Genomic DNA, 14106 nt, shown 5'->3' with positions numbered 1-14106 from the left:
TCGACCCCTTGACATCTCGTCGTGCGGAGCAATACTTAAGAACATGCTTAACAATGGCGAGCTGGACAAGGTCTTCAAGGCCCTGTCCGACGCGACCCGCCGCGCGATGGTCGAACGCCTCGTGCGCGGTCCGGTGTCGGTCAGCCAGCTCGCCGAGCCCTTCGCGATGTCCCTGCCGGCCGTCCATCAGCACCTCGCCGTGCTCGAGGACGCGGGCATCGTCACCTCGCACAAGATCGGCCGCGTCCGCACGGTCCAGCTCGCCACCGACGCCCTGACGGGCGCAGGGGAGTGGATGGGCCGGCAGCGGCTGCCCGCCGAGCGCCGGATGGACCGGCTCGGCACGTACCTCGCCTCCACGAAAGGACCCTGACCATGCCCACCGAGACCTCCACCACGGTCACCCACGCGACCTTCGTCGTCGAGCGCACGTTCGACGCCGACCTCGCCCGCGTCTGGGACGCGTTCGCCGTCCCCGAGCAGCACGCCCAGTGGTTCGGGTCGGACCCCGGGTTCACGCCGACCGAGGAGCACGAGGACTTCCGCGTCGGCGGGCAGGCCGTGCAGGACGGCCAGTGGCACGGCGGCCCCACCAGCCGCTACGTCGCCACCTACACGGACATCGTCGAGCGCTCGCGCATCGTGGCCACCTACGACATGTGGGTCGGCGGCGAGCACCTGTCGACGTCGCTCAACTCGACCGTGTTCGAGGCGGTCGAGGGCGGCACCCGCCTCACCTACACGGAGCAGAGCGTGTTCCTGGACGGCAAGGAGGACGGCAGCCAGCGCGAGGCCGGCTTCCAGGGCATCTTCGACGTGCTCGCGACGTACCTCGCCGGCTGAGCCACCGTCGAACCCGACAGGGGTGCCGTCATGACGACCATGGCGGCACCCCTGTCGGGTTCGATCACGCGCAGGTGGTGGACGAGTCGTCCGCGGACGTGAGGACGCCGTCCGGGGGCGTCCATGGGGGGTCGACCGCGGCCGGGGGAGCGGTCGGGTCCGTGGCCGGGGGTGCGGCCGGCGCCTCGCCCACGGGCTGGTCCGCCGCGATCCGGGCCCACAGCTCGGCCGCGGCGGCGGTGGCGACCCTGCGGTTGCCGTCCCGGGGGTCCGGCTCGGTGGGCATCGACGCGAACACGATCCGCTCCGCCTCCAGGTTGCGCAGCGACAGGCCGAACCCGGTCAGGTCGGTGAGGTCGCGGAACCCCTGGCTCGCGGTCAGGGAGCTCGTCGCGGCCTGCGCGAACCGGAGCAGCGACGTGGGGCTCGTGAGCACCTCCTGGCTGAGCACCGAGCGGGTCATGGCGGCCATCAGGTCGTGCTGACGCGTGATCCGGCCGGTGTCCGAGCCGTCGCCGATGTCGTGCCGGGCCCGGGCGAACTGCACGGCGGTCGTGCCGTCGAACACCTGCGCGCCCGCGGGGACGTCCAGCCCGGTGTCCTCGTCGCTCAGGGCGGTCGGCAGGCAGATGGGCACCCCGCCGACCGCTTCGACCATGTCCCGCAGCCCTACGAAGTCGACCAGCACCAACCCGTCCAGCCGGACGCCCGTGAGGGCCTCGACGGTCTTCCACGTGCACCCCGACGCCGACTCGACGTCCTGGCCCTCGGCCCACCCGATCGCGAACGCCTCGTTGAACTGCCGGGACGTCCGGGCAGGCGTCGTCGACCCGTCCGACATGGTGCACGACGGCCGGTCGGCCATCAGGTCCCGGGGGATCGACACCAGCTCGACCCGGGACCGGTCGGCGGACACGTGCGCGACGATCGTGGTGTCGGAGGCCATCCCCTCGTTCTCGCCGCCGATCGCAGCGTTCTCGCCGCTGCGGTCGTCGGACCCGATGATCAGCAGGTTCACCGGCGAGCCCGCCCGCGCGTCCCCGGGAGGCGGCTCCGTCGCCTGCGGTCGTGCGCTCTCGTCGCCCACGAGGCCGGTCAGGTCGACCTCCGCGACGTTCGACTGGAGCTCCCGGTACACGGCGGCCGCAGCGGCGACGGTGAAGACGAGGACGCCCACGGTCGCGAGGCCGACCGCACGAAGGGCCCGTCGTGGTGGCACTGCGCGCGCGTGCTGGCTCATCCTTCGGACGCTAGTGCGCAGGTCAGTGCCGCTGCCGGTGGTCGGCGTGGAGGACCTGCGCAGGTCTGCGGGTAGCCTTCACAGGACATGGCACACCTTCTCGGCGCGGATCGCGTCACGCTCGCGCTGGGTACGCGCACCCTCCTCGACGAGGTCTCCCTCGGGCTCGACGACGGCCAACGCATCGGCGTCGTCGGCCCCAACGGCGCCGGCAAGTCCACCCTGCTGCGCGTGCTGTCCGGCCTGCAGGAGCCCGACGACGGCCGCGTCACCCGTGCGGGTGGCGTGCGGATCGCCGTGCTGGACCAGCGCGACGACCTGCTGGCCGGCAGCACCGTCCTCGACGTGGTGCACGGGTCCGCCGACGAGCACGAGTGGGCGACCGACTCCCGCATCCGGTCGGTGCACGCCGGGCTGCTCGGGGACGTGTCCCTCGACGCGGACGTGGCCACCCTCTCCGGTGGCCAGCGCCGACGGGTCGCCCTGGCGGCGCTGCTCGTGCAGGACGACGAGGTCCTCGTCCTAGACGAGCCGACCAACCACCTCGACGTCGAGGGCGTGGCGTGGCTCGCCGCGCACCTGGTCGAGCGGTACCGGGGGTCCAACGGCGCGCTCGTCGTCGTCACCCACGACCGCTGGTTCCTCGACGCGGTCTGCACGCGCACGTGGGAGGTGCACGACGGGACGGTCGACCAGTACGAGGGCGGGTACGCCGCCTACGTGCTGGCGCGCGCCGAGCGGGCACGGACCGCGTCGACCACCGAGGAGAAGCGCCAGAACCTGCTGCGCAAGGAGCTCGCGTGGCTGCGCCGGGGAGCGCCCGCGCGCACCAGCAAGCCGAAGTTCCGCATCGACGCGGCCAACGCCCTCATCGAGAACGAGCCGCCGCCGCGTGACCAGCTGAGCCTGACCCGCATGGCGACCGCGCGGCTGGGCAAGGACGTGCTCGACATCGAGGACGCATCGGTGGTCTACGGCGACCGGGTCCTCCTGCACGACGTCACCTGGCGGCTCGGCCCCGGCGACAGGGTCGGCCTTGTCGGCGTGAACGGCGCCGGCAAGACCTCGCTGCTGCGGCTCCTGTCCGGGAGGCAGCAGCCGACGACCGGCCGGGTCAAGCGCGGCAAGACCGTGCAGGTGGCGGAGCTGACCCAGGACGTCGAGGAGCTCGACGAGCTGGCCGGCCTGCGCGTGATCGAGGTGATCGAGAGCGAGAAGCGCTCGGTCGTCGTCGGCGGCAAGGAGCTCACGGCCGCGCAGCTGGTCGAGCGCCTCGGCTTCGACCGCGAGCGCTCGCGGACCCCCGTGCGGGACCTGTCCGGTGGCGAACGCCGCAGGCTGCAGCTGCTGCGGCTCCTCGTCGGCGAGCCGAACGTGCTGCTGCTCGACGAGCCCACCAACGACCTCGACACGGACACGCTGGCCGCGCTCGAGGACCTGCTGGACGGCTGGCCGGGCACCCTGATCGTCGTCTCGCACGACCGCTACCTGCTGGAGCGGGTGTGCGACACGCAGATGGCCCTCCTGGGCGACGGACTGCTGCGTCAGCTGCCCGGCGGCGTCGAGCAGTACCTGGACCTGCGCCGCACCGCGACGGCGACCGCGGCATCCCCGCTGGACGCCCGCCCGGCCTCTGAGGTGGCCCCCGCCGCCGCCATCTCCACCGCCGACCTGCGCACCGCGCGCAAGGAGATCGCCCGGATCGAGCGCCGCCTGTCGCGGATCGCCGACCAGGAAGCCACCCTGCACCAGCGGATGTCCGACCAGGCGACCGACCACCAGGCCGTGATCGCGCTGGACGCCGAGCTGCGGGCGCTCGCCGCCGAGAAGGACGAGCTCGAGGCCGCGTGGCTCGAGGCCGCGGAGATCGTGGGCTAGGAAGGCCCGGGCTCCCGGCGCATGCTCCGCAGGCCCAGGCCCGTCGAGAGGCCCATGGTCAGCACCGCGCCGAGCACGACGAGCAGCGGTGCGGTCCACCCGCCGCTGGACGCGTGCACAGCCCCGAGGACGCTCGGGCCGAGGGCTGCGCAGCCGTAGCCGAGGCTCTGCACCGTCGCCGACATGCGGCGCGCGGCGGCCTGCGACCCGGCGCTGGAGGCGATGACGGTGAAGATCACCGCGAAGTTCCCGCCCTGCGCGACACCGGCGAACGTGCACCAGACCGGCCACCACCTGGGCGCGAGCAGCAGGCCGAGGGGGAGCACGGCCCAGCCGACGGCGATCGCCGCGGCGACGGCGGCGACCGGTGCGCGCCGACCCAGGGCGATCGGCACCGCGATGCCACCGACCATGCCGAACAGCTGGAACAGGGCCGCGGCCCCGCCGGACGCGGCGCGCTCCAGGCCGAGGGTGTCGTGCAGGACCGACGGCAGCCACGCGCTCACGGCGTAGTACCCGAACGCCTGCCCGGCGAACGCGACGGCGAGGAACCAGGTGACGGGTCGTCGCCAGACGTCCGGGGCGTTCGTGCTGGTGGGCAGCGCGACCGGCTCGGCACGGGAGAACGGGTAGGCCCGCTGCCACACCACGAGCGCGACGACGGCGAGCAGCCCCCACGACGCGAGCGCCCACCGCCAGCCGACGACGTCCGCGAGCGGTGCGGTCAGCGTGGTGGTCAGGACGCTGCCGCCGTTGAGCGCGGCCGTGTACAGGCCGGTCACCCGCGGCACGTGCCCGGGGAAGTCCCGCCCGATCACGACCGGCACGGCGACGTTGCCCGCGGTGATGGCCACCCCGATCAGGACGGTGCCGACGAGCGCGGTGCCGAACCCGTCGGCGGACCGCAGCAGCGTGCCTGCCAGGACGGTCACCAGCGACGCCGCGACCACCCGTCCGGTGCCGAGCCGCCCGAGCAGCACCGCCATGAGCGGGGTGGCGAGCGCGAAGCAGAGGACCGGGATGCCGGTGAGCAGGCCGACGCCCGCGGCGCTCAGGCCGAGGTCGGCCCGGACGTCGTCGACGACCGGGGCGAGCGCCGTGATCGGGGCGCGCAGGTTCAGCGCGTACAGCAGCACCGCCGCGAGAAGCAGCCCGCGCGCAGCGGACCGAGCAGCCGTCATGCCCTCACGACGCGTCGAACGGCGCGGTCACCTCGCGCAGCAGGTCCGCCAGCCGGTCGCGGTCCGCCTCGTCGAGGTCGCCCAGCAGTCCCCGCTCGACGTCGAGCAGGTCCGCGAACGCGGCGTCCACCCGGTCCAGGCCCGCGGGCGTCAGCTGCACCAGCACGCCGCGGCGGTCGTCGGGCGCCGGCTGCCGCTCGACCAGCCCGTGCTCCGCGAGGCGGTCGATGCGGTTGGTCATCGTGCCGCTGGTGACCAGCGTCTGCGTGAGGAGCGCACCCGGCGACAGCCGGTAGGGGGCACCTGCGCGCCGCAGGGCGGACAGCACGTCGAACTCCCACGTCTCGAGGTCGTGCCGCGCGAACGCCGAGCGGCGGGCGAGGTCGAGGTGCCGGGCGAGCCGGCTGACGCGTGAGAGGACCGTCAGGGGGCGGACGTCCAGGTCAGGGCGCTCGCGCTCCCAGGCGAGGACGATCCGATCGACCTCGTCGCGGGCCCCCGGGGCATCCGGAGGTGTGCGTGCCACCATGACGCGAGATTACTCGACGTCGAGAGAGATCTCGCTCAGATGCGCGTCAGCGTCGGCCGGCGCTCGAGGGCCGAGAGCCCGTTCCACGCGAGGTTCACCAGGTGCGCCGCGACGACGTTCTTGCTGGGGCTGCGCGCGTCGAGCCACCACTGCCCGGTGAGCGCGACCATGCCGACCAGCATCTGGGCGTAGATCGGCGCCATCTTCGGGTCCTGGCCCTGCTTCTTGAACTGGTCCGCGAGCATGTGCTCGACCTGCGTGGCGACGTCCCCGATCAGGCTGGAGAACGTGCCGGTCGCCTGCGCGACGGGGGAGTCCCGCACCAGGATCCGGAACCCGTCCTCGTTGGTCTCGATGTACCCGAGCAGCGCCAGCGTCGTCCGTTCGACGAGCATCTTCGGGTGCCCCCCGACCTCCAGCGCACCGCTCAGCGCGCCGGTCAGGGACTGGATCTCGCGGTCGACGACGACGGCGTAGATGCCTTCCTTGCCGCCGAAGTGCTCGTACACGACCGGCTTGGACACCTCGGCGCGCGCGGCGATCTCCTCGATGCTGGTGCCGTCGAAGCCCTTCTCCGCGAACAGGCGCCGGGCCACGTCGACCAGCTGGGCGCGCCGCTGCGTCCCCGTCATGCGGGAGCGGGTCGCGCGCTTGCTGTCGTTGGCCACGCGCCCATCATGCCGTGGCCGTGTACGGCAGCGATGCAGTGGCTGGCAGACTTGGCGCCTTCGACGCGTCACGCGTCGGTCCGCCCTGGTGTAACGGCAGCACGCCGGCCTTTGGAGCCGTGCAGTCCAGGTTCGAATCCTGGGGGCGGAGCGGCCCGTCGGAACCACTCGTCGCGGGTGATGGGTCCGTCGCCGTCCAGGCGGTACGGTGCGAGACATGGCGACGACGCGCGACCTGCGTGCTGCATACGTCCTGCTGGGCCTCCTGGTGTTCGCCGTCGTGTCCCAGGTGGTGGACCTCGCCGTGGGTGCACCCGAGGTCGGCGTGCGGGTCGCCGTGATCGTCGTGGCGGCCGTCGGAGCCGTGGTGACCGGGGTGTGGATCGCCCGGCAGAGGCGGGTCCCCCCACCGGCGCCGCGGCAGTTCACCCCCGCCCCGGAGGAGGCGCCCGACGACCCGGGCTCGGCTGAGACGACCTCTGTGCGCGGGTAGAGTGCACCCTGCGCACGAGATCCGCCGCCCGAGACCCGGGCAGATCCGCGAGGAGCACCCGCAGGTGACTTTCCCCCGCCCGGCCGCCGTCGTCGTCCTCGCCGCAGGTGAAGGAACCCGGATGCGCTCGGCAACCCCCAAGGTTCTGCACACCCTGGCCGGCCGCAGCATGCTCGGCCACGCGCTGTCCACGGCACGCGCGCTCGACCCCGGCCGCGTGCTGGTCGTCATCCGGCACGAGCGCGAGCTCGTCGCCGCGCACGTGCGCGAGGTCGACCCGCAGGCGCTGCTCGCGGACCAGGACGCGATCCCGGGCACCGGTCGCGCTGTCCAGGTGGCCATGAAGTCGCTCGACGCCGCCGCGCAGGCGGACGCTGCCGACGACCACGCCGTCGGGTCCGCGACGCACGCGCAGGTCTCCGGAGCCGTCGTCGTGATCGCGGGCGACGTCCCGCTGCTGGACGCCGGCACGCTGGAGGAGCTGCTCGCGGCGCACCACGCGGACGGCAACGCGGTCACGGTGCTAACCACGCAGGTCGCGGAGCCCACCGGGTACGGGCGGATCCTGCGCGAGCCCGGCACGGGTGACGTGCTCGGCATCGTCGAGGAGAAGGACGCCGACGACGCGCAGCGCGCGATCACGGAGATCAACTCCTCCATCTACGTCTTCGACGCCGGTGTCCTGCGCGGTGCGCTCGGCAGGCTCGGCCGGGACAACGCGCAGGGCGAGGTGTACCTGACGGACGTGCTGGCGATCGCCCGCACCGACGGGGGTCACGTCCGGGCGCTCCAGACGGACGACCCGGTGCTCGTCGAGGGCGTCAACGACCGCGTCCAGCTGTCGGTCCTGCGGGCGGAGATGAACCGCCGAATCCTCGAGACCTGGATGCGCGAGGGCGTCACGGTCGTGGACCCGGCGACCACGTGGATCGACGTCGACGTGGAGCTGGAGCGGGACGTCACCATCCTTCCCGGCACGCAGCTGCACGGTGCGACGGTGGTCCGCGAGGGCGCGACCGTCGGCCCGGACACCACGCTGACCGACGTCGAGGTCGGCCCGCGGGCGAGCGTCGTGCGCACGCACGGCACGCTCGCCGTGGTCGGGGCGGACGCGAGCGTGGGGCCGTTCGCGTACCTGCGCCCCGGCACGGTGCTCGGCGAGAAGGGCAAGATCGGCACGTTCGTCGAGACGAAGAACGCGCAGATCGGCACCGGCTCGAAGATCCCGCACCTGTCCTACGTGGGCGACGCGACCATCGGCGAGCACACGAACATCGGAGCCGCGTCGGTGACCGTCAACTACGACGGCGTCAACAAGCACCACACGACCATCGGCTCGTACGCCCGCACGGGCGCCGACAACATGTTCGTGGCCCCCGTGACCGTCGGCGACGGTGCGTACACCGGGGCTGGCAGCGTGATCCGTCGGGACGTGCCTTCGGGCGCCCTCGGCGTGAGCGCGGGAGCACAGCGCAACATCGAGGGCTGGGTCGCACGGGCGCGGGCAGGGACGGCAGCGGCCAAGGCCGTCGTCCGGCCGTCCGCCGACGACGAGCTCTCCCCGCAGGCCCGCGCCGAGCGCGACCGCGCCGCCGCAGCATCCGCCGACGCACCTCCGACCCCGCCGCCTGCACTGCCGGACTCCTCCGGCTCGACCTCGAAGGACTCCGCACGATGACCGGGATCATCTCCTCGGACGGCGAGAAGCGTCTCGTGCTCCTGACGGGCCGGGCGCACCCCGACCTGGCGACCAGCGTCGCCAGCCATCTGGCTATCGACCTGCTGCCGACCACCACCTACGAGTTCGCCAACGGGGAGATCTACACCCGATTCGGGGAGTCCGTCCGTGGCGCCGACACGTTCGTGCTGCAGTCGCACTCGTCGCCGATCAACACGTGGATCATGGAGCAGCTGCTCATGGTCGACGCCCTCAAGCGCGCCTCCGCCAAGACGATCACCGTCGTCGCACCGTTCTACGGGTACGCCCGCCAGGACAAGAAGCACCGCGGGCGTGAGCCGATCTCCGCGCGCCTCATGGCCGACCTGTTCAAGACGGCCGGCGCCGACCGTCTGATGAGCGTCGACCTGCACGCCGCGCAGATCCAGGGCTTCTTCGACGGACCCGTCGACCACCTCTGGGCCATGCCCATCCTCACCGAGTACGTGCGCAGCCGCGTCGACACCTCGAACGTCACGGTCGTCTCGCCCGACGCCGGCCGCATCCGCGTCGCCGAGCAGTGGGCCGCCAAGCTGGGCGGCGGGCCGCTGGCGTTCGTGCACAAGACGCGGGACATCCGCAGCCCCAACAAGACGGTCGCCAACCGCGTCGTCGGTGACGTCGAGGGCCGCAGCTGCGTGCTCGTCGACGACCTCATCGACACCGCCGGCACCATCGCCGGCGCCGTGCGCGTCCTGCTGGAGGCCGGCGCCAAGGACGTCATCGTCGCCGCGACGCACGGCGTCCTGTCCGACCCCGCGGTGGACCGCCTGCAGAACTGCGGCGCCCGCGAGGTCGTCATCACGGACACCCTGCCCATCGCCGAGGACCGTCGCTTCCCGCAGCTCACCGTGCTCTCGATCGCGCCGCTCATCGCGCGCGCCATCCGCGAGGTGTTCGACGACGGCTCGGTGACGTCCCTCTTCGACGGCCAGGCCTGAGACCTATGGACGGCCGCGACGACGAGGGTGCGCGTCGGCGCGGGCCCCGTGGGGGCGTGACGGTCACCGGCTCCGGTGAGGCGGAGGCGGTGCCGGACACGGCGATCGCCGACCTCGGCGCCGAGGCGCGGGGCGCGGACGCCGAGCGTGCCCTGGCCGAGGCCGGGCTGTGCATCGACCGGATGCGCGCGGTCCTGCGCGACGCCGGCGTCGACGACCTCTCGATGCGGACCACGCAGTCGAGCACGTGGACCGACGGCTCCGCGACCGGCTCGTCGCGCGTCGTGGCCCGGCTCGGGCTGCAGGTGACGCTGCACGACGTCGCGGTGGCGGGGGACGTCGTCGGGGCCGCGGTGGTCGCCGGCGGCGAGCCGGCCCGGATGGACGGCATCCGGCTGGAGATCAGCGACCCCACCGAGCCGCGCGCACGAGCACGGGAGGCCGCGTGGGCGGACGCCGTCGCACGCGCCACGCAGTGGGCCACGTTGTCCGGTCGCCGGCTGGGCGAGGTCCAGTGGGTGACCGAGGGCGGCGCCGACGCCGCGCCGCTGCGGATGGGCCGCGTGATGGGTGTGGCGAAGGCCATGTCCGTCCCGGTCGAGGCCGGTCAGCAGACCGTGTCCGCCGAGGTCACCGTGCGCTGGGCGTGGGGAGACGGTGCAGATCACGGCGACGGGTTGGGATCCGCTCGTTCGCTCGGGTAGGCTCTCCAGGTTGCCTCGGCGAGGGACGAAGGACGGTCGACGAAGTTCCACGACCACCTGCGCTCCGTGATCGACTGGGCGAGCGCCTCCGCGTGCCCGTCCTGCGTCCCGCGTCGAGGCCACCACACCTGTTCAGATCCGCGTCGCCGGCGTCCGCCGCGCACGCCACGCCATCACACCGCCACGTCGGCGACACTGCGCCGACGTCAGCACTGGGGAGTACACGTGTCCGAGGTCAAGCTTGCCGCCACCACCCGCACGGAGTTCGGCAAGGGTGCCGCACGCCGTCTGCGCCGCGCCGACCAGATCCCTGCCGTCCTCTACGGGCACGGCTCGGACCCGCTGCACGTCGCCCTGCCGGGCCACGCGACGATGCTCGCGGTGAAGCAGGCCAACGCCCTGTTCGCCATCGAGCTCGACGGCAAGACCACGCTGGCGATCACGAAGGACGTCCAGCGCGACGTCGTGAAGAACACCATCGAGCACGTCGACCTGCTCATCGTCACCAAGGGCGAGAAGGTCTCCGTCGACGTCCCCGTCACGGTCGTCGGCGAGTCCGCGCCCGGCACCATCCACGTCGTCGAGACGCAGACGCTGTCCCTCGAGGCCGAGGCGACGCACCTGCCGACCGAGGTCGAGGTCTCCATCGAGGGCCTCGTGGGCGGCTCGTCCGTCAGCGCCGGCGAGATCACGCTCCCCAAGGGCTCGGTCCTGCTCACGGACCCCGAGATCACGGTCGTCTCCGTGACGGTCCCGCACGCCTCCGCCGAGGACGTCGCGGCCGACGCCGCCGCCGCGGACCTGGCTGCCTCGCAGTCGGCCGCGTCCGCCGCTGCAGCCGAGGCCTGAGCCGGAGCGCAGCTCGGGGTGAGGGTCGCGGAGCGGCACTCGCCCTGAGCGGAGCACAGGCTCGGGCCGACCACAGGCCCGAGGCCTGAGCCTCAGCTCCACCCCCCACGACGCCCGGTACCGTTCCTGACGGTGCCGGGCGTCGTCGTCCCCGCACGTACCCCGCAGGAGGAGACCCCCGATGAGCGACGGACCCTGGCTGGTCGTCGGCCTCGGCAACCCGGGCCCGCAGTACGCGGGCAACCGGCACAACGTCGGCCAGATGGTGCTGGACGAGCTGGCGCGCCGGACGGGGTCGACGTTCGGGGCGCGCTCGTCGGGGCTGCTCTCGCGCCGACCGCAGGCGGCGGTCGCCGAGGCGCGCCTCGGGGTGCTCCCCGGGGGCGTCCCGGGCCCTCGGGTGGTGCTGGCGAAGCCGACGACGTACATGAACGTCTCGGGCGGTCCGGTGGCGGCGCTGGCCAAGTACTACGACGTGCCGGCGGAGCGGACGGTGCTGGTGCACGACGAGCTCGACATCCCGTTTGCGGACGTCCGGCTGAAGCGGGGTGGTGGCGAGGGCGGCCACAACGGTCTGCGGGACACCACCAAGGCCCTGGGCACCAAGGAGTACGTCCGGGTGCGCGTGGGAGTCGGGCGACCGCCCGGTCGGATGGACCCGGCGGACTACGTGCTGCGTGACTTCGCGAAGGCGGAGCTCAAGGATCTGCCGTGGCTCGTGGACGCGGCCGCGGACGCCGTGGAGCTCGTCGTCACCCAGGGACTCGAGGCCGCGCAGCTGAAGTTCCACACGAAGGCCTGATGGCACAAAGCCTCCCAAGCGGGTGAAGTATGGGTGAAAACGGACAAAAGGGTCTATCTCCACTCATTGCACACGCATAGCCTCCAACCCGGACGGATGATCAGATCTGGGGCGGACGGTAAGCAAAATGACGATCCTCGAGGATCCGGCGGAGAACATGGATGTTCTCCTCGACCGGCGCAGGGCAGCAACCGGGCCCCGGCGCTCGTGGGCATCGACGGAGCCGTTCGTGACCCACCCCCGGGAGGCGCTGGCGTCGTACGACGCGACGCACTGGGGCTCGGTCGCCGGCCACTACGTGCGTCAGGCCCTTGCCGTGGATGCCTGCATCGTCGCCTTGGTCATCGCGGTGGCCGCGTTGTTCGACGCCGCCGCGGCCTGGTGGTCCGCCGTCGCCGGCCTCGTGTTCCTCTTGACCGTCGCGGCCGGTCACGGCTACGACCGCAAGTCCCTCGGTGACGGGCCGGTCGAGTTCCAGGCGGTGCTCCGGGCCGGCGTCGGGTCTGCCGCGGTGGTGGCGCTCGGCAGCGTCGCGTTCGCCGTGCCGCTGCCCCGGGTGCACGTCGCGGGAACCGTCGTCCTCCTGACGGTCGGCGCGGCGATCGGACGGCACCTTCTGCGCCGGTCGCTGCACGGCCGCCGCAGCCGCGGGGTCGCGATGTCGCGCACGCTCGTCGTCGGCGACGCCACGTCGGTCCACCACCTGATCCACGACCTCCGCTCGGCCACCTACCACGGGTACCAGGTCATCGGTGTCTGCCTCCCCGCGATCACGGACCAGCCCCCCCAGGACGGTGTGCCCACCCTCGGTGCGCTCGCCGACATCCCGCAGGTCGCCTACGACCACCAGGCCGACGTCGTCATCGTGTCGGGCAGCGAGCTGTCGGGCGACGCGCTGCGCCGGTTGTCGTGGGCGCTGGGACGGGCCGGGGTCGACCTCGTCGTCGCCCCCGGGCTGGTCGAGGTGCTCGGTCCGCGCGTGCACCTGCGACCGACGGCAGGGCTGTCGCTGCTCGAGGTGGAGACGACGTCCCCGCGCCGCCGCCTGCTCGCCAAGTCGACCCTCGACCGCACCCTCGGGGCGGCCATCCTGCTCGCGGTCTCCCCGGTGATCCTCGCGGCGGCGATCGCGGTCCGCGTGACGAGCCGCGGTCCGGCGTTCTTCCACCAGCGCCGCATCGGCGTCGACGGGCGCGAGTTCACGATGTGGAAGCTGCGCAGCATGTACACGGACGCCGAGGAGCGTCGCGCCGCCCTCCTGGGCGACAGCGACCGCGACGGGCTCATGTTCAAGATGCACGACGACCCCCGCATCACCTCGGTCGGTCGTCTGCTGCGCCGGTACTCCGTCGACGAGCTCCCGCAGCTCTGGAACGTCGTGCGCGGGGACATGTCGCTCGTCGGACCGCGCCCGCCGCTGCCGCAGGAGGTCGACGAGTACCACGACGCCGTCTACCGCCGGCTGCGGGTGCGGCCGGGCCTGACCGGCCTGTGGCAGGTCAGTGGCCGCGCCGACCTGTCGTGGGACGAGTCGATCCGGCTGGACCTGCGCTACGTCGACAACTGGTCCGTCGCGATGGACCTGATGATCCTGTGGAAGACGGGCCGCGCCGTGTTCGGCGGCTCGGGAGCCTACTGAGCGAGCCGGAGCTCGCCGCCGTGCTCCTCGTACCGCTCACCAGTCGTCGGGCACACCCATCGTTCGTCGCCGTCGGGCTCGAGCGGGGCGCCTGCCCGGCCGACCCAGCGGATGCGCCGGGCGGGCACGCCCGCGACGAGCGCGAAGTCGGGGACGTCCTTGGTCACCACGGAGCCGGCCGCGACGAGCGCCCACCGGCCGATGGTCACGGGGGCGACGCACACCGACCGCGCCCCGATCGACGCCCCGGTGCGGACCGTCACGCCGACCGCGTGCCAGTCGTCGGCGGACTTGAGGCTGCCGTCCGGGTTGACCGCCCGCGGGTAGTAGTCGTTCGTGAACACCACGGCCGGGCCGACGAAGGCGCCGTCCTCGAGCACCGCCGGCTCGTACACCAGCGCGTGGTTCTGGATCTTGCACCGGTCCCCGACGACCACCCCGGGGCCGATGTAGGCGCCGCGCCCGACGATGCAGTCCTCACCCACGCGGGCGTCCTCGCGCACCTGGGCGAGGTGCCAGACCCGCGTGCCGGCGCCGATGGTCGCGCGGGGGTCGACGTCGGCCGTGGCGGCGACGGTCGGGGTGCGGTCGGGCACGGTGTTCTCCTCGGGGTCGGGCGCGC

General features: G+C 72.9%; 15 protein-coding genes and 1 tRNA gene. 11 read left to right on the top strand and 5 right to left on the bottom strand.

Annotation, left to right across the window (positions count from 1 at the left end; all coding sequences use genetic code 11):
* The first annotated feature begins 43 nt into the window (after positions 1-43).
* Both J2X26_RS01505 and J2X26_RS01500 read left to right on the top strand, forming a co-directional pair.
* Positions 44-373 carry an ArsR/SmtB family transcription factor gene (locus J2X26_RS01505; RefSeq protein ID WP_307489208.1) on the top strand — a complete coding sequence of 110 codons (330 nt, stop codon included), beginning with the start codon at positions 44-46 and terminating at the stop codon, positions 371-373.
* A 2-nt stretch (positions 374-375) separates the two neighbouring features.
* The gene (locus J2X26_RS01500; RefSeq protein WP_307489206.1) at positions 376-843 is read left to right on the top strand and encodes an SRPBCC domain-containing protein; all 468 of its coding nucleotides are present in this window, start codon (positions 376-378) and stop codon (positions 841-843) included.
* A gap of 64 nt (positions 844-907) precedes the next feature.
* On the opposite strand, the gene J2X26_RS01495 is transcribed toward J2X26_RS01500, so the two are convergent.
* Positions 908-2083, bottom strand: coding sequence for an LCP family protein (locus tag J2X26_RS01495; RefSeq protein ID WP_307489204.1), 1176 nt, complete (start codon positions 2081-2083; stop codon positions 908-910).
* 87 nt (positions 2084-2170) lie between these two features.
* On the opposite strand from J2X26_RS01495, the gene J2X26_RS01490 reads away from it, so the two are divergent.
* A complete protein-coding gene (locus J2X26_RS01490; protein WP_307489202.1) occupies positions 2171-3961 on the top strand; it encodes an ABC-F family ATP-binding cassette domain-containing protein in 1791 nt (596 codons plus the stop codon).
* Here the strand turns inward: J2X26_RS01490 and J2X26_RS01485 are convergent.
* The 3 genes from J2X26_RS01485 to J2X26_RS01475 are packed head-to-tail and all read right to left on the bottom strand — an operon-like array spanning position 3958 to position 6303.
* The gene (locus J2X26_RS01485) at positions 3958-5142 is read right to left on the bottom strand and encodes an MFS transporter (RefSeq protein ID WP_307489200.1); all 1185 of its coding nucleotides are present in this window, start codon (positions 5140-5142) and stop codon (positions 3958-3960) included. The genes J2X26_RS01490 and J2X26_RS01485 overlap by 4 nt on opposite strands.
* 4 nt (positions 5143-5146) lie before the next feature.
* The gene (locus J2X26_RS01480; protein WP_055917434.1) at positions 5147-5671 is read right to left on the bottom strand and encodes a MarR family winged helix-turn-helix transcriptional regulator; all 525 of its coding nucleotides are present in this window, start codon (positions 5669-5671) and stop codon (positions 5147-5149) included.
* A gap of 35 nt (positions 5672-5706) precedes the next feature.
* A complete protein-coding gene (locus J2X26_RS01475; RefSeq protein WP_307490682.1) occupies positions 5707-6303 on the bottom strand; it encodes a TetR/AcrR family transcriptional regulator in 597 nt (198 codons plus the stop codon).
* A 115-nt stretch (positions 6304-6418) separates the two neighbouring features.
* Between J2X26_RS01475 and J2X26_RS01470 the strand changes: the two genes are divergently transcribed.
* From J2X26_RS01470 to J2X26_RS01435, 8 genes are all read left to right on the top strand, one after another.
* Positions 6419-6490 (top strand) — tRNA-Gln (locus tag J2X26_RS01470).
* A gap of 66 nt (positions 6491-6556) precedes the next feature.
* Positions 6557-6832 (top strand): hypothetical protein, encoded by a 276-nt coding sequence (locus tag J2X26_RS01465; RefSeq protein ID WP_307489199.1) that lies wholly within the window; start codon positions 6557-6559, stop codon positions 6830-6832.
* Positions 6833-6896: 64 nt separating this feature from the next.
* Positions 6897-8510, top strand: a complete 1614-nt coding sequence (gene glmU, locus J2X26_RS01460) for a bifunctional UDP-N-acetylglucosamine diphosphorylase/glucosamine-1-phosphate N-acetyltransferase GlmU (RefSeq protein WP_307489198.1) — start codon at positions 6897-6899, stop codon at positions 8508-8510.
* On the top strand, positions 8507-9490 hold the full coding sequence (locus J2X26_RS01455; protein WP_307489196.1) for a ribose-phosphate diphosphokinase: 984 nt from the start codon (positions 8507-8509) through the stop codon (positions 9488-9490). Before glmU ends, J2X26_RS01455 begins: the two co-directional genes overlap by 4 nt.
* A 56-nt stretch (positions 9491-9546) precedes the next feature.
* The gene (locus J2X26_RS01450; protein ID WP_307489195.1) at positions 9547-10194 is read left to right on the top strand and encodes an SIMPL domain-containing protein; all 648 of its coding nucleotides are present in this window, start codon (positions 9547-9549) and stop codon (positions 10192-10194) included.
* Positions 10195-10419: 225 nt separating this feature from the next.
* On the top strand, positions 10420-11043 hold the full coding sequence (locus J2X26_RS01445) for a 50S ribosomal protein L25/general stress protein Ctc (protein ID WP_307489193.1): 624 nt from the start codon (positions 10420-10422) through the stop codon (positions 11041-11043).
* 181 nt (positions 11044-11224) lie between these two features.
* The gene (pth, locus tag J2X26_RS01440) at positions 11225-11845 is read left to right on the top strand and encodes an aminoacyl-tRNA hydrolase (RefSeq protein ID WP_307489191.1); all 621 of its coding nucleotides are present in this window, start codon (positions 11225-11227) and stop codon (positions 11843-11845) included.
* 127 nt (positions 11846-11972) lie between these two features.
* On the top strand, positions 11973-13484 hold the full coding sequence (locus J2X26_RS01435; protein ID WP_307489189.1) for a sugar transferase: 1512 nt from the start codon (positions 11973-11975) through the stop codon (positions 13482-13484).
* Here the strand turns inward: J2X26_RS01435 and J2X26_RS01430 are convergent.
* On the bottom strand, positions 13478-14080 hold the full coding sequence (locus J2X26_RS01430; RefSeq protein WP_307489187.1) for an acyltransferase: 603 nt from the start codon (positions 14078-14080) through the stop codon (positions 13478-13480). The genes J2X26_RS01435 and J2X26_RS01430 overlap by 7 nt on opposite strands.
* Between the last annotated feature and the right edge of the window lie 26 nt (positions 14081-14106).

This window comes from Cellulomonas humilata (assembly GCF_030814415.1).
Taxonomy (GTDB): Bacteria; Actinomycetota; Actinomycetes; order Actinomycetales; family Cellulomonadaceae; genus Cellulomonas; species Cellulomonas humilata_A.
The sequence above is the reverse complement of the archived record's forward strand: the minus strand, read 5'-3'. Positions and strand labels throughout refer to the sequence as shown.

Excerpts from the sequence above, each read along its gene's own strand:
- J2X26_RS01475 (WP_307490682.1), bottom strand. The coding sequence starts at position 6,303 with ATGACGGGGACGCAGCGGCGCGCCCAGCTGGTCGACGTGGCCCGGCGC.
- J2X26_RS01485 (WP_307489200.1), bottom strand. The coding sequence starts at position 5,142 with ATGACGGCTGCTCGGTCCGCTGCGCGCGGGCTGCTTCTCGCGGCGGTG.
- J2X26_RS01435 (WP_307489189.1), top strand. The coding sequence starts at position 11,973 with ATGACGATCCTCGAGGATCCGGCGGAGAACATGGATGTTCTCCTCGAC.
- J2X26_RS01490 (WP_307489202.1), top strand. The coding sequence starts at position 2,171 with ATGGCACACCTTCTCGGCGCGGATCGCGTCACGCTCGCGCTGGGTACG.
- pth (WP_307489191.1), top strand. The coding sequence starts at position 11,225 with ATGAGCGACGGACCCTGGCTGGTCGTCGGCCTCGGCAACCCGGGCCCG.
- J2X26_RS01495 (WP_307489204.1), bottom strand. The coding sequence starts at position 2,083 with ATGAGCCAGCACGCGCGCGCAGTGCCACCACGACGGGCCCTTCGTGCG.
- J2X26_RS01465 (WP_307489199.1), top strand. The coding sequence starts at position 6,557 with ATGGCGACGACGCGCGACCTGCGTGCTGCATACGTCCTGCTGGGCCTC.
- J2X26_RS01500 (WP_307489206.1), top strand. The coding sequence starts at position 376 with ATGCCCACCGAGACCTCCACCACGGTCACCCACGCGACCTTCGTCGTC.
- J2X26_RS01480 (WP_055917434.1), bottom strand. The coding sequence starts at position 5,671 with ATGGTGGCACGCACACCTCCGGATGCCCCGGGGGCCCGCGACGAGGTC.
- J2X26_RS01455 (WP_307489196.1), top strand. The coding sequence starts at position 8,507 with ATGACCGGGATCATCTCCTCGGACGGCGAGAAGCGTCTCGTGCTCCTG.
- J2X26_RS01505 (WP_307489208.1), top strand. The coding sequence starts at position 44 with ATGCTTAACAATGGCGAGCTGGACAAGGTCTTCAAGGCCCTGTCCGAC.